This is a genomic window from Sphingomonas sp. G-3-2-10 (assembly GCF_012927115.1).
Classification (GTDB): domain Bacteria; phylum Pseudomonadota; class Alphaproteobacteria; order Sphingomonadales; family Sphingomonadaceae; genus Sphingomonas.
In genome coordinates this window covers 1,484,972-1,500,851 of sequence record NZ_JABBFY010000001.1, presented here as the reverse complement: position 1 = coordinate 1,500,851, position 15,880 = coordinate 1,484,972, and the positions used below count along the sequence as shown (strand labels likewise).

At 65.2% G+C, this 15,880-nt stretch carries 6 protein-coding genes; 2 read left to right on the top strand and 4 right to left on the bottom strand.

Translation table 11 applies throughout. The annotated features are described in order from the left end of the window. Positions 1–48 precede the first annotated feature (48 nt). The gene (locus HHL13_RS07525) at positions 49–2,148 is read right to left on the bottom strand and encodes a TonB-dependent siderophore receptor (RefSeq protein ID WP_169555091.1); all 2,100 of its coding nucleotides are present in this window, start codon (positions 2,146–2,148) and stop codon (positions 49–51) included. 44 nt (positions 2,149–2,192) lie between these two features. Between HHL13_RS07525 and HHL13_RS07520 the strand changes: the two genes are divergently transcribed. Beyond that, complete coding sequence (locus HHL13_RS07520; RefSeq protein ID WP_169555090.1) at positions 2,193–3,383, top strand: heparan-alpha-glucosaminide N-acetyltransferase domain-containing protein; 1,191 nt, start codon at positions 2,193–2,195, stop codon at positions 3,381–3,383. Positions 3,384–3,469: 86 nt separating this feature from the next. On the opposite strand, the gene rpoC is transcribed toward HHL13_RS07520, so the two are convergent. Together rpoC and rpoB are read right to left on the bottom strand one after the other, a co-directional pair. After that, positions 3,470–7,750, bottom strand: a complete 4,281-nt coding sequence (rpoC, locus tag HHL13_RS07515; protein ID WP_169555089.1) for a DNA-directed RNA polymerase subunit beta' — start codon at positions 7,748–7,750, stop codon at positions 3,470–3,472. 75 nt (positions 7,751–7,825) lie between these two features. After that, on the bottom strand, positions 7,826–11,980 hold the full coding sequence (rpoB, locus tag HHL13_RS07510) for a DNA-directed RNA polymerase subunit beta (RefSeq protein WP_169555088.1): 4,155 nt from the start codon (positions 11,978–11,980) through the stop codon (positions 7,826–7,828). 519 nt (positions 11,981–12,499) lie between these two features. Between rpoB and HHL13_RS07505 the strand changes: the two genes are divergently transcribed. Continuing rightward, entirely contained in the window at positions 12,500–13,783 is a 1,284-nt protein-coding gene (locus tag HHL13_RS07505) for a hypothetical protein (protein ID WP_169555087.1), read from the top strand. A 55-nt stretch (positions 13,784–13,838) separates the two neighbouring features. Here the strand turns inward: HHL13_RS07505 and HHL13_RS22830 are convergent, their stop codons facing one another. Then, positions 13,839–15,824 (bottom strand): acyltransferase family protein, encoded by a 1,986-nt coding sequence (locus tag HHL13_RS22830; protein WP_169555086.1) that lies wholly within the window; start codon positions 15,822–15,824, stop codon positions 13,839–13,841. Between the last annotated feature and the right edge of the window lie 56 nt (positions 15,825–15,880).

Here is a 15,880-nt window from a genome sequence, read left to right as displayed (position 1 = left end):
AACCATTCGCATTAGTATGTGGCGCGCTGTCCTTCCGCACGTCCGTCGTCAGAATGCGCTTCGCAACGAGGCGCGGATCTTGCGCGGTGCGCCGGGAAAGACCCAGACCGGGCTGTACGAACTCTGCGCATAGCGCGCGTCGAACAGATTCTCGGCTTCGATGCGGATACCCAGCCGGGGCGAGAAGGCATATTCCAGCGCGGCCTTGGCCTTGAAATAGGCTGGCAGGATCAGCCCGCTGCCGTCGATCGCGCCGGCCCGGTCGCCGATATAGCTGCCGCCGGCGCTGATCGAGACGCCACGCCCGCCGGCGTCGTGAAACCGGCCGACCGCGAACAGGGTGCCGGCATGTTCGGGCACGTTGAGCACGACATCGCTGGCGAAGCCGGGATCGTCCGCGCGGGCGCGGGTCCAGGCATAGTTGGCGACGATCTGCCAGCGATCGTCCAGCTTTATCGCGGCGTCGAACTCGATCCCTCGGCTGGTGAGGCTGCCCACCGGCGCGAGGAAGTTGGGATCGACCGGATCGTTGGTCAGGATATCGTGCTTGGCGATGTCGAACCAGGTGATGGCGATATCGATCCCCGGCCATGCCGCGGTCGCGCCGAGCTCATAGCCCTTGCCGCGTTCCGGCCCGAAGCCCAGACCATCGCGCCCCGTGCCCGAATTGAGCAGGAAGCTCTCACCCCAATTGGCGTGGAGGGCGAAGCGATCGTCGATCCTGTATCGCGCGCCGATGCGGAAGTTGAGCGGCTCGTCGATCGTCCGCGCCACCGCGCCGGTGCGATTGTTGCGGATGCGCTGGCGATAGGTGTCGAGCCGCACCCCGCCGGTCAGCGTCAGCCGCTCGGTCAGGTCCCACATATCCTGGAGGTAGAGCGTTGCCGCCCAGCGCTTTTCGCGATTGTTGGTGAAGGGCAGGAGAGGCGCGGAGACTCCGCCATAGACGGGATCATACACGTCGATCGCATAGGGGTTCGCCGCGCTCGGATTGCGGCGCATCCAGCCCTCGCGATAATCGAGCATATAGCCCTTCAGCCCGATGCTGGCGCGATGCCCGCCGAACTGGCCTGCCAGTTCGACCCGTGCCGACAGGTCGTCCACCCCGAAATCGCGCTGCCGCCGCTGCCGCCAGAGGGTGTGCCCATCGACCAGCCGCGACTGATCGGACGAGAAACCGCGCAGCGATCCCGTGCGATAGGCGATGCCGCCGTTCAGCGTCAGGCCGCCTCCCACTGAGGTGAGGCCGGTCAACTGGTGCCGCTGGTTGCGGAAGCGCGTTGTCCCGTCCCCGGGCTCGCCATAGAAGCGGCTGGCGGGCAGGGCGTTGGCGTTGCCGGCGATGGCGGGAATGCCACGGTCGAACGGCGCGTCGAACTCGGTGAATTCGCCGACATAGGTCAGCCGCAGATCGGCCGATGGCGTCCAACTGAGCGAGGGCGCCAGCACGCGGCGCCTGAGCGTCACATAGTCTCGCCATCCGTCGCTATCCTCCGCCGCGACCACCAGCCGCGCGGCGAAGGTCGAGGACAGGGGGCCGGTGGCGTCGAGCTCGATCCGGCGGTTGCCGAACGATCCGAAGGTCAGCACCGCGCTGGCCGAGGCATCGAAGCGCGGGGTCTTGGTCACGATGTTCACGCGCCCGCCGGGATCGATATCGCCGAACAGCGCGCCGGCCGGACCCTTCAACAGCTCGACCCGTTCGGCCGTTGCGGGATCGCGGGGCGGACCGAGGCCGCGATTGGCGAGGAACCCGTCGACATAATATTCGGCCCCGCCATCGGGCGTGCCGAGGAAGCCGCGGATCGCGAAATTGTCGAGGAAGCCGCCGCGATTGTTCTGGTTGCTCACCCCACTGACCAGTTCGAGGGCATCGGACAGGCGATAGCTGCCCGATGCGGTCAGCAGGTCGCGCTCGATCGACCGGCTCGATTGCGACATCCGTTCGGTCACCACGTCTGACGACAGCGTCCGGTCCGCCCGGTCGCGCCGCGTGCCCAGCACGACGATCTCCTGCGCTTCGTCGTCCGACGCCGTGGCCTTCTCCTCGACGCCTTCGGGCGCCGGCGGGAGGTCGCTGGCCGATGCAGGCAGGGCAAGCGGAGTCAGCGCGACGGAAGCCGCGGCGAGAAGCGATCTGGCGTACAAGCGGGGTTGCCTTTTTTGATATGTTGTATCATCTCAAATGTGAGATGAATTCACCGCTGTCAACCGCTTCGCCCCGACCTTCCCTTTCCGGCAACGCGGCCATCCGCTCCGCCCGCATCGTTTCGATCGATGCGCTGCGCGGTCTCGTGATCCTGCTGATGCTTGTCGATCATGCCCGGGAGTTCTTCTATCTCCACGCGCAGGTCGGCGATCCGATGGACGCGGCCAATGTCGATCCCGCGCTGTTCTTCACCCGCCTGACCGCGCATCTCTGCGCGCCGGTATTCGTCGCGCTCACCGGACTGGCGGCGTTCCTCTATGGCGATGCGAAGGGAGGCGCGGGCGCGGCTTCCGGGTTCCTGTTCAGGCGCGGGCTGTTCCTCGTCGCGCTGGAGTGGAGCATGGTGAGTTTCGGCTGGAGCTTCGATCTCACGCCCGACCGCTTCTTCCTTCAGGTCATCTGGGCGATCGGCCTGTCGATGATCGCGCTGGCTGGGCTGGTACATCTGCCGCGCCCGGCTCTGATCGCGGCGGGGCTGGGGATCGTGCTGGGCCATAATCTGCTCGATGGGGTCACGGTAGCGCCGAGCCAGTGGGGCCATACGGTCTGGGCGATCCTGCACGAGCGGGTGTGGCTCGATCTGCCCTGGGGCGCGAAGGCGCGGGTTTCCTACCCGCTGCTGCCGTGGATCGGCGTGATCGCACTCGGTTATGCGATCGGGCCGTGGTTCCGGCCGGGCGTCGCGGCGGCGTGGCGGCAGCGCCGGCTGGTGTTGCTCGGCTGCGCATCGCTGGCGCTGTTCCTCCTCCTGCGGACGATCAACCTCTATGGGGACCGGCCCTGGAGAATGGGGGAGACGCCGCTGCGCTCCGCGATGAGCTTCCTCAACCTCACCAAATATCCGCCCTCGGCCGATTTCCTGCTGCTGACCCTTGGCGTGGGCGCGCTGCTGCTCGCCGCGTTCGAGCGAGTGCCGGCGCGGATCGTTGGATGGCTGGTGGTATTCGGATCGGCGCCGCTCTTTTTCTACCTGCTTCACCTCTATCTGCTGCACGCGCTGAACCTGATGGCGAACGCGATCTGGGGGGCAGAGGAGACGCAGTTTTTCAGCCTGCCGGACGTCACGTTGCTCTGGCTGGTCGCGGCGGCGCTGGCGGTGCCGTGCTGGTTTGCCTGCCGCTGGTTCGCTGCCCGCAAACGCGCGAGCGGGGCGTGGTGGATGCGGTATTTGTAAGTTTGGCTCGAAAAGAAAAAGCCGCCGCCCGGTAATCCGGACGGCGGCTTTTCTGTCTTCAACGCCGTGGCGCTGAACTCAGCGGATCACTCTGCTTCGTTCAGGTAATCGCCTGCGTCCGCGTCGGTGCCGTGGCCCGATGCGACGACTGCGGCCAGCGCGTCCTCGCCCGTGCCGCTGGCATCGCGTGCTGAGCGGGCCAGTTCTGCCGCATGCTCTTCGGCAGCCGAGTTCGGAGCGATCAGCGAAGCGGCGAGCGCACGCTGCTGCACCCGAAGGGCTGCGTCGCGCGACGAAGCCGCGACACGCAGGCGGTTCATGCCTGCGCCGGTGCCCGCCGGGATCAGACGGCCGACGATCACGTTCTCCTTGAGACCGTTCAGCATGTCCTGCTTGCCCTGGACCGCCGCCTCGGTGAGGACGCGGGTGGTCTCCTGGAACGACGCCGCCGAGATGAAGCTGCGGGTCTGCAGCGACGCCTTGGTGATACCCAGCAGGATCGGCTTGCCCTGAGCCGGGGTCTGACCCTTCTCAAGCTTCGCGTTCTGCTCGTCCATTTCGTCACGATCGAGCTGCTCGCCCACCAGCAGGGTGGTGTCGCCGGACTCGATGATCTCGACCTTCTGCAGCATCTGGCGAACGATCACCTCGATGTGCTTGTCGTTGATCTTCACGCCCTGCAGTCGATAGACTTCCTGGATTTCCGACACGAGATATTCCGCGAGCGGCTCGATGCCGAGCACCTCGAGAATGTCGTGCGGATCGGGGCTGCCGCCGATCAGGTTGTCGCCACGCTTCACGTAGTCGCCTTCCTGAACGTCGATCACCTTCGACTTCGGAACCAGATACTCCACGACCTCGCCGCCGTCCTCGGGCTGGATGCCGATCTTGCGCTTGGCCTTGTAGTCCTTGCCGAAGACGACGCGGCCCGAGACCTTCGCGATGATCGCGTTTTCCTTGGGCTTGCGCGCTTCGAACAGCTCCGCGACGCGCGGCAGACCGCCGGTGATGTCGCGGGTCTTCGCGCTTTCACGCGACACACGAGCGAGCACGTCACCTGCCTGCACCTGAGCACCGTCCTCGACCGAGAGAACGGCACCGGCTGCCAGCATGTAGCGGCCGGCCTCTTCGGCGCTCGCGCCGGTGAGGGTCATGCGCGGACGAAGGTCTTCCTTCTTCGCCGAAACGCCGCGGTTCTCGGTGACGACGCGCTGGGTGATGCCCGTCGCTTCGTCGGCCTGTTCCGTGAGCGTCTTGCCTTCGATCAGGTCGACATACTTCACCGTACCCGGGTTCTCGGTGATCACCGGCATGGTGAACGGATCCCATTCGGCCATCCGGTCGCCCTGCGAGACGATGTGACCATCGTCGAACAGCACGTACGAACCGTAGGGGATGCGGTGCACCGCCAGCTCGCGGCCGTCCATGTCGACGATCGCCAGCTCGGCCGAACGCGAAGTCACCACGCGGCGGCCACGCTGATCGACGATGATGCGGACGTCGCGGAACTCGACCTTGCCGTCCGACATGGCTTCGAGGTTCGACTGCTCGTTGAGCTGCGCCGCGCCGCCGATGTGGAAGGTACGCATGGTCAGCTGCGTGCCCGGTTCACCGATCGACTGTGCCGCGATGACGCCGACGGCTTCGCCGATGTTCACCGGCGTACCGCGAGCGAGGTCACGGCCGTAGCACTTGCCGCAGACGCCGATCTTCGCTTCGCAAACCAGCGGCGAGCGGATCTTCATCCCCTGGATGCCGATGGTTTCGATCTGCGTGATCATCGCCTCGTCGAGCAGGGTGCCCGACGCGATGACGACTTCGCCGGTCTTCGCATCGACAACGTCTTCCGCGGTCGTACGACCCAGAATACGCTCGCCGAGCGACGCGATGGTCGAACCGCCCTGAACGATCGCGCGCATTTCCAGCGCACGTTCGGTGCCGCAATCCTGCTCCATGATGACGCAATCCTGCGACACATCGACCAGACGGCGGGTGAGGTAGCCCGAGTTTGCCGTCTTCAACGCGGTATCCGCGAGGCCCTTGCGAGCGCCGTGGGTCGAGTTGAAGTATTCAAGGACGGTCAGACCTTCCTTGAAGTTCGAGATGATCGGCGTTTCGATGATCTCGCCCGACGGCTTGGCCATCAGGCCGCGCATGCCGGCAAGCTGCTTGATCTGCGCCTGCGAACCGCGGGCACCCGAGTGAGCCATCATGTAGATCGAGTTGATCGGTGCTTCGCGGCCGTTCGGCAGCTTCTTCACCGACTTGATCTCGTCCATCATGGCGCTCGCCACTTGGTCGCCGCAACGGCTCCAGGCGTCGATCACCTTGTTGTACTTCTCCTGCTGGGTGATCAGACCGTCCTGATACTGCTGCTCGTAATCCTTCACGAGCGTGCGGGTCTCGTCGACGGTCGCTTCCTTCGACGCCGGGATGATCATGTCATCCTTGCCGAAGGAGATGCCGGCCTTGAACGCGTGACGGAAGCCGAGCGCCATGATCGCGTCCGCGAACAGCACGGTCTCCTTCTGGCCGGTGTGACGATACACCTCGTCGATCACGTCGCCCACGTCCTTCTTGGTGAGGAGGCGGTTGACGGTCTCGAACGGCACCTTGTGCGACTGCGGCAGGGTCTCGCCCAGCAGCATGCGGCCCGGCGTGGTTTCGACCCGCTTCATGTAGCGGTTGCCGTCCTTGTCGGTCTGCGGAACGCGCGTGGTGATCTTGGTGTGGAGCGTAACCGCGCCAGCCTCGATCGCCTGATGCACTTCGGCCATGTCGCCGATCAGCATGCCCTCGCCAGGCTCGCCTTCCTTGAGCATCGACAGATAGTAGAGACCCAGCACCATGTCCTGCGACGGCACGATGATCGGCTTGCCGTTCGCGGGCGACAGGATGTTGTTGGTCGACATCATCAGGACGCGCGCTTCCAGCTGGGCCTCGAGGCTCAGCGGAACGTGGACGGCCATCTGGTCACCGTCGAAGTCGGCGTTGAAGGCCGAGCAGACCAGCGGGTGAAGCTGGATCGCCTTGCCTTCGATCAGAACCGGCTCGAACGCCTGGATGCCCAGACGGTGGAGCGTCGGCGCACGGTTCAGCATGACCGGGTGCTCGCGAATGACTTCGTCGAGGATGTCCCAGACTTCCTTGCGCTCCTTCTCGACCCACTTCTTGGCCTGCTTCAGGGTCATCGAGAGACCCTTGGCGTCCAGACGGGCGTAGATGAACGGCTTGAACAGCTCGAGCGCCATCTTCTTCGGCAGACCGCACTGGTGCAGCTTGAGCTCCGGACCGGTCACGATGACCGAACGGCCCGAATAGTCGACGCGCTTGCCGAGAAGGTTCTGACGGAAGCGGCCCTGCTTGCCCTTGAGCATGTCGGACAGCGACTTCAGCGGACGCTTGTTGGCGCCGGTGATCGTGCGGCCGCGGCGGCCGTTGTCGAACAGGGCGTCAACGGCTTCCTGCAGCATGCGCTTTTCGTTGCGGACGATGATGTCCGGCGCGCGCAGCTCCATCAGACGCTTCAGACGGTTGTTGCGGTTGATCACGCGGCGATACAGATCGTTGAGATCCGAGGTCGCGAAGCGGCCGCCGTCCAGCGGCACCAGCGGGCGCAGCTCGGGCGGGATGACCGGGATCACGTCGAGGATCATCCACTCCGGACGGTTGCCGGAATCGATGAACGATTCGACGACCTTCAGGCGCTTGATGATCTTCTTGGGCTTCAGTTCCGACTTGGTGACCGCCAGCTCGTCGAGCAGTTCCTTGCGCTCACCCTCGAGGTCGAGGTCCATGAGCATGATCTTGACGGCTTCCGCGCCGATGCCGGCCGAGAAGGCGTCTTCGCCATACTGGTCCTGCGCGTCGAGCAGTTCGTCCTCGGTGAGGAGCTGGAACTTCTCGAGCGGGGTCAGGCCCGGCTCGGTGACGATGTAGGACTCGAAGTACAGGACGCGCTCTAGCTGCTTGAGCTGCATGTCGAGCAGCAGGCCGATGCGCGACGGCAGCGACTTGAGGAACCAGATGTGCGCAACCGGAGCGGCGAGCTCGATATGGCCCATGCGCTCGCGGCGGACCTTCGAAACGGTCACTTCCACGCCGCACTTTTCGCAGACGATGCCCTTGTACTTCATGCGCTTGTACTTGCCGCACAGGCATTCGTAATCCTTGATCGGACCGAAGATGCGCGCGCAGAACAGGCCGTCACGCTCGGGCTTGAACGTGCGATAGTTGATGGTTTCCGGCTTCTTGATCTCGCCGAACGACCACGAGCGGATCCGGTCCGGCGATGCGATGCCGATCTGGATCTGGTCGAAGGTCTCCGGCTTGGCCACCGGGTTCGCGAAGTTGGTCAGTTCGTTCATTTCTTTTTCCCTCAGGAGGGTAAAATCTCGGGGCGGTGAGGGGAGGGCGCTACCCGAAGGCAGCGCCCGCTCCCGTTACTCCGCTGCGATCGCGACGCCGTCGACATCGACTTCCGGCTCGTTGGCCTTGAGTTCGACGTTAAGGCCCAGCGAGCGCATTTCCTTGACGAGCACGTTGAAGCTCTCCGGGATGCCGGCCTCGAAGGTGTCGTCGCCCTTGACGATCGCTTCATAGACCTTGGTGCGGCCGACCACGTCGTCCGACTTCACCGTCAGCATTTCCTGCAGCGTATAGGCCGCGCCGTACGCCTGCAGTGCCCAGACCTCCATTTCACCGAAGCGCTGTCCGCCGAACTGCGCCTTACCGCCCAGCGGTTGCTGGGTGACGAGCGAGTAAGGCCCGATCGAACGCGCGTGGATCTTGTCGTCCACGAGGTGGTGGAGCTTCAGCATGTAGATGATGCCCACGGTCACCTTGCGATCGAACGCATCGCCGGTGCGGCCGTCATACAGCGTCGACTGGCCCGACGTATCGAGGCCTGCCAGCGAGAGCATGTCGGACACGTCGGCTTCGCGCGCGCCGTCGAACACCGGGGTGCCCATCGGAATGCCGGTCTTCGTGTTGTTCGCCAGTTCGATGATCTGGCTCGCGTCACGGGCGTCGATCTCGGCGGCGTAATGATCGCCATAGATCTCCTTCAGACGATCGCGGACCGCTTCCGGCATCGCGCCGGGCTGTGCGTCCGGATTGGCTTCGCGCCAGTCCTCGAGCGCCTGCGTCACCTGCATACCCAGGTTGCGGGCAGCCCAGCCGAGATGGGTTTCGAAGATCTGACCGACGTTCATGCGCGAAGGCACGCCCAGCGGGTTCAGCACGAGATCCACCGGCGTACCGTCGGCGAGGAACGGCATGTCCTCCGCCGGCAGGATGCGCGAGATGACGCCCTTGTTGCCGTGACGGCCGGCCATCTTGTCGCCCGGCTGCAGCTTTCGCTTCACCGCGACGAACACCTTGACCATCTTCAGCACGCCCGGCGGCAGCTCGTCGCCACGCTCCAGCTTCTCGCGGCGATCATGGAACTTGTCCGTGATGCGCTTGACCGCTTCGTCATACTGGGCGCGAACGGCTTCGAGGTCGCCCTGCACCTTGTCGTCGGCGACGGCGAACTTCCACCATTCGTGACGATCGACGCTGTCGAGCAGGTCCTGATCGATCTCGGCGCCCTTCTTGAGACCCTTCGGCGTCGCGGTTGCGACCTGACCGACCAGCATCTCGCGAAGACGCGACCAGGTCGCGCGGTTCAGGATGTTGCGCTCGTCGTCCGAGTCCTTCTTCAGGCGCTCGATCTCTTCGCGCTCGATCGCCATCGCGCGCTCGTCCTTGTCGATGCCGTGACGATTGAAGACGCGAACGTCAACGATCGTGCCCGACACGCCCGGCGGCAGACGGAGCGAGGTGTCGCGAACGTCCGAAGCCTTTTCGCCGAAGATCGCGCGAAGCAGCTTCTCTTCCGGGGTCATCGGCGATTCACCCTTGGGGGTGATCTTGCCGACCAGGATGTCGCCCGGCTCCACTTCGGCGCCGATATAGACGATGCCCGCCTCGTCGAGGTTGCGCAGCGCTTCCTCGCCGACATTCGGGATGTCGCGGGTGATGTCCTCCGGCCCCAGCTTGGTATCGCGGGCCATCACTTCGAACTCGTCGATATGGATCGACGTGAACACGTCGTCCTTCACGATCCGCTCGCTGATGAGGATCGAATCCTCATAGTTGTAGCCGTTCCAGGGCATGAACGCGACGAGCGCGTTGCGGCCCAGCGCCAGCTCGCCGAACTCGGTCGACGGGCCGTCGGCGATGATGTCGCCGGCGTTGACCGTCTCGCCGACCTTCACCAGCGGACGCTGGTTGATGCAGGTCGACTGGTTCGAGCGCTGGAACTTCATCAGCGTGTAGATGTCCACGCCGCTTTCTTCCGCCGACACGTCGCCGGTCGCGCGGATGACAATGCGCGACGCATCGACCTGGTCGACGATGCCCGAACGGCGTGCGCCGATGGCCGCACCCGAGTCCCGGGCGACGGTTTCTTCCATGCCGGTGCCGACGAAGGGCGCTTCCGCCTTCACCAGCGGCACGGCCTGACGCTGCATGTTCGAGCCCATCAGTGCGCGGTTCGCGTCGTCGTTTTCCAGGAACGGGATCAGCGACGCCGCGACCGACACGAGCTGCTTGGGGCTCACGTCCATCAGGGTGATGTTGTCCGGGATCGCCATCAGGAATTCACCGGCCTGACGCGACGAGACCAGGTCTTCGGTGAAGCCCTTGGTGGCGTCGAGGTCCGCGTTCGCCTGCGCGATCGTGTGCTTGGCCTCTTCCATCGCCGACAGATAGACGACGTCGTCGGTGACCTTGTGGTCCACGACCTTGCGGTACGGCGTCTCGATGAAGCCATACTTGTTGACGCGGCTGAAGGTCGCGAGCGAGTTGATCAGACCGATGTTCGGGCCTTCCGGCGTTTCGATCGGGCAGATGCGGCCATAATGGGTCGGGTGAACGTCGCGGACTTCGAAGCCCGCGCGCTCACGGGTAAGACCACCCGGTCCAAGTGCCGAAACGCGGCGCTTGTGGGTGACTTCCGACAGCGGGTTGGTCTGATCCATGAACTGCGAGAGCTGCGACGAACCGAAGAACTCGCGAACCGCGGCCACGGCCGGCTTCGCGTTGATCAGGTCGTTCGGCATCACGGTCGACACGTCGACCGACGACATACGCTCCTTCACGGCGCGCTCCATGCGGAGCAGGCCGACGCGGTACTGGTTCTCCAGCAGTTCGCCCACCGAACGCACGCGGCGGTTGCCGAGATTGTCGATGTCGTCGACTTCGCCCTTGCCGTCCTTCAGGTCGACCAGGGTCTTCACCACGGCGAGGATATCCTCGGCACGCAGCGTCGTCATCGTGTCCGGCGCGTCGAGTTCGAGGCGCATGTTCAGCTTGACGCGACCCACGGCCGACAGGTCGTAGCGCTCCGGATCGAAGAACAGGCCGCCGAACAGCGATTCCGCGGTTTCGAGCGTCGGCGGTTCGCCGGGGCGCATGACGCGATAGATGTCGCTCAGCGCCTGCTCGCGTTCCTCGGCCTTGTCGGCGGCGAGGGTGTTGCGGATCCACGGACCGGTCGAGATGTGATCGATGTCGAGCAGCTCAACGCGATCGATACCGGCCTTGTCCAGCTTTTCGAGATTCTCGGCCGAAACTTCGTCACCGGCTTCGATATAGATCTCGCCGGTGGTTTCGTTGATCAGGTCGAACGCCGAGTAGCGGTTGAAGATTTCCTCGGTCGGGATCAGCAGCGTCTCGAGACCGTCCTTCTGCGCCTTGTTGGCGGCGCGCGGGCTGATCTTGGTGCCGGCGGCGAAGATCACTTCGCCCGACTTCGCGTCGACGATGTCGAACATCGGCTTCGCACCGCGCCAGTTGGCGGGGTCGAACGGAATCTGCCAGCCGTTCGGGCCGCGGACATAGGTCACGCGGTTGTAGAAATAGTTGAGGATCTCTTCCGAGTTCAGGCCGAGCGCATAGAGCAGGGTCGTCACCGGCAGCTTGCGCTTACGGTCGATACGGACGTTGACGATGTCCTTGGCGTCGAACTCGAAGTCCAGCCACGAACCGCGATACGGGATCACGCGCGCAGCGAAGAGATACTTGCCCGAGGCATGGGTCTTGCCGCGGTCATGGTCGAACAGCACGCCCGGCGAGCGGTGCATCTGCGACACGATGACGCGTTCGGTGCCGTTGATGAAGAAGGTGCCGTTCGAGGTCATGAGCGGCATGTCGCCCATGTAAACGTCCTGCTCCTTGATATCGAGGACCGAGCGGGCTTCCGTATCGGGATCCACCTCGAACACGATCAGGCGAAGGGTAACGCGCATCGGCGCTGCATAGGTGATACCGCGCTGACGGCATTCTTCCACGTCGAACTTCGGATTTTCGAGTTCGTAGGTCACGAAGTCGAGCTCGGCGGTGCCAGCGAAGTCCCGGATCGGGAAGACCGAGCGCAGGGTCTTTTCCAGGCCCGACACATAGCCGATCGAGGGATCGCTGCGCAGGAACTGTTCGTAGGATTCGCGCTGAACCTCGATCAGGTTCGGCATCTGCACCACTTCGTGGATGTCGCCGAAGACCTTGCGGATGCGGCGCTTCAGAGTGCCGCCGTCGGTCGCCTTGGTTGCCATGTGTGTTTTGCCTCGTCAGCCGTAAGTTTGCCCCTGCCGGAGCAGAGGGGTAATTTCGGTGCCCCTTTTCCGGGGCCGGGACGTGCGAAGGGACGCGAAAAAGCCGCGCGACTTCCCTGAGGAATTCGGCAGCTCCAGCGTCCTTACAGATACCGCAACTCCCATTCGATCGACACGCTGCGCGACGGCGCGTCATTTCCCGGAGCTGTGGTGTGAGTGCGCATATAGGAAGCGTGTTGGATTCTGTCAAACCATGCGCGAGGCTGCGGACAGGCCGGCGACCGCCGGAGAAAGCGGGAGAAGTATCCGGGGAGTAAAGGTGAGATGAAGCCGTCATCGCGTGGCGACGATTCAATATTATTCGACGCGCGCGCGAGGGACTCATTGAACACTCGAAACAACCATCGGTTCCATTGTGGCCTTTGTGTCACGAAATTATCGTCTCGTCGTTCTTTGGTCTCGATTCACCGTAGTGACCGGGAGCCTGTCCCGGGTTCCATTCATTTAACCTCCGTCATGATGAAGAGACCCGTAAAGCTTAGCCCCCGCGCCGCGCTGTTTATCGGTGCCGCGCTCCTCGCAACCCCCGCGTTCGCTCAGGACGCGCCAACCCAGACTGTCACCCCGCCGCCGGTGGTGAGCACGACGCCGGCAACCCCGGCGCCGGCACCCGCGCCGACAATCCAGTTCGCGCCCGCCGCGCCGCAGGTCCAGCAGGTTCCCGCGACGCCCGAGCCGGCTCCGGCCCGCGCGGAAACGCGCACGACGACCACGACGCGGACGCAGGCTCGTACCCAGCCGCGCACGACCGTGACGCGTCAGACGACGACCAGCACCGCGCCCGCCGCTCCGGCGGCCGCGGCGCCCGAACCGGCGGCTCCAGCGGAAGCCGCTCCTGTTCCGGTCGAAGCGACCGCCCCGCCGCCGGTGACCGAAGTCGCGCCGACCACTGTGCAGACCAGTGAGATCGACGCACAGACGAGCGAAGCTGCGCCGACCCAGGCTGCTTTGTGGCCGTGGCTGGCCGGTGGCGCGCTGATCGTGCTCGCCGCACTCGCTTTCCTTCTCCTCCGCCGTCGTCGCGAGGAAGAGGAAGTCTATTATGAAGAACCCTATGTCGCCTCGGAGGACTATGCTGGCGACCCCGAACTGATCGCGGCCCGTGCGGCACGCGAGGAATATCGTGAGGAACTGGGCCTGGCGGAGTCGATCCCGCCCGCAATCCATGCGGCGCCTGCCGTGGTCGCCGCGCAGGCGGACGCTGCGGAGGATGCGGAGATCGTCCGTGCCGACGCCGACGACGTGGCCGGCCTGACGTCGGCGGCTCCGGTCGCAAAGCGTCCGTGGCTCGAATTCGGAATGCGTCCGGTTCGCGCCGGCACCAGCTCGGACGAGGCGCTGGTCGATATCGAGCTGACCGTCGCCAATGCCGGTGACATCGATGCGAAGGATGTCCGCATCTCGACCTTCCTGCTTTCCGAGCGCGAAGCGAGCGAGATGGAGAACATGCTGCTCGAGCGTCCGGAAAGCTCCGTGCCGCCGGTCACCATTCCGGCCGGTCGCGGCACCCGCGTCGACGCCACGCTGGCGCTGCGCAAGGATGGTCTTGGCGAGGAGTTCACTCCCGTCGTCGTCGCCGACGCCCGCTATACGATGGCGGACGGCAGCGAGGGCCGTACCTCGGCCACGTTCCGGGTCGGCCTGTGGAACGAAGGCGACGGCCTGGAGCCGATCGCGACCGGCGACCGCGAGATGCATCACAATGTCGCGGCCGAACTCCACGGGACTCCGGCGCACGCCTGATCCCTGAACCTGTCACACCCTTGGCCCGCCTCTCGTTCGCGAGGGGCGGGTCTTTTTACTTTCGAGCGTCGAGGATCGCGTCGCGCAGGTGGGGATAGAGCAGGTCGTTGCCATGCCCACTTAGGTGATCGCCGTCGAAGAATAGCGGCCGCCCGCCGGGCACCGCTTCGCACACCGCGCCGGGGCACAGGACCGGGAAGGGATCCCACACCCGCTCGCCCAGCGCGCGCATCGGGCCCAGCACCGGCGCGCGCCGCACCTCCAGCTCCGCGCGGGCCATGCTCAGTCCCGCGCGGCACATCGGGTTGCTCCGGTTGAACCAGTCCGAGCAGCGGAAGGGCGGGGCCGGGAAGATCGGCTTGGGCGCTTCGAACAGCACGCGGCCGCCGCCGGCGCTAAGCCCGGCCAGAACTTCGCGCGCCTTTACCAGCGTTTCGGGCAATACCGATGCCGCGGGCGGATTGTGCGTGCCGGGATCGTCGAACTGGTTCGCGATCCGCATGATGCGCAGCCCGGGCAGGAAGATCACGTCGCCGTTGCGCGCCGTCTTGCCGATCTCCGCGATCAGCGCGGCTTCATAGTTCCCGCACGATCCATGCTGCGGGATCGCTTCGTTCAGCTTGAGGAACGGACACCCCGCCTTGAACCACGCCCGCACCGTCACGCCTTGCTCGGCCGCCAGCCGCGCATAGTCCGGCGCATAGGCAAGGTTATGCGAATCCCCGATCGCGAACAGGGTGAATCCCGCCGGCGGACATCCTGCGGGCGTCCAGCTGGTGACCTTGCCGCCGTGGAAGCTCGTCACGTCCTCGCGCACCCGGCATTTCGCGGCCGGGACGGCGCGCCCGCTCTCGGCATACCAGTCCGCGCGATCGCCGGTGACGCTCAGCGTGATCCGGTCGTGCAGCAGGAACATCGCCGTTCCCGCCAGCATCGCGACAAGCGTCGCGGACAGCATCCGCTTCACCACGCGGGTCCGGGGCAGTGCGGCGAGCGTCGTGCTGGTCCGCAGCGGCTGCTCGACCAGCAGGTACGACGCGACGCTCAGCCCGATCGACAGCGCCAGCGCGGCGAATTGCAGCGGCAAGGTGTCCAGCCCGCTGGTCCAGCGGAACAGCACGAACACCGGCCAGTGCCATAGATAGAGCGAGTAGGAGAGCTTGCCGATCGTCACCATCGGCCGCGTCTCCAGCGCGCGAGCGGCGAACGACGCGGGCCGCGCGCAGACCAGCGCGATCAGCGCCGCGGTGCCCAGCACGGGCAGCAGCGCGACGGGAAAGGGGAAGCTGGCGGCATAGGGCAGGGCGAACCCCGCCGCGATCGCCGCGAGGGCGGGCAGGACGATCCATCCGCGCGCGGCCACCCAAGGCCGCCATCGCCCCATCGACAGGCTCAGCAACATGCCCAGTCCCAATTCCCAGAAGCGCGAGGGCATCAGGTAGAAGGCAAGGCGAGGCTGCAACTGGGACAGAACCGCGCACAGGACCAGGCTGGCGATCGTCAGCCCCGCGACCAGCCGGAACGCGCTGCGCCGCCCGCGCAGATGGCCCCATATCAGGAAGGGGAAGAGCAGGTAGAATTGCTCCTCCACGCCCAGCGACCAGCTATGGGTGAACGGATTATACGCCGCCTGCGGCCCGAAATAGGTGTCGGAATCCAGCCCCAGCACGATGTTGCTCAGGCCGGCGAACGCCGACACGCCGGTCTGCATCACGCTGCGGCTCAGCCATGCGTCGGGAACGAACAATTGCGTCGCCAGCACCACCGCCAGCAGCATCGCGATCAGCGCTGGCATGATCCGCACGAGGCGGCGGGCATAGAAGAAGGCAAGCAGCTCGCGGCGCGTGGCGAAGGATCGTCCCGCCAGCGATCCGGTCACGACGAAGCCCGAGATCACGAAGAAGATGTCGACGCCGGTGAACCCGCCCGGCAGCGCGGCGGGCCAGAGGTGATAGAGCACCACCGACACCACCGCGATCGCGCGCAGCCCGTCGATCGCCGGGATATATCCGCTGCGTTGCTCGCTCTGTACGCCGTTCACGTGCGGAAAATCCCCCGGGTCGCGGCTCTCCTAGCCCGCTTGTCGGCGAACGGGAA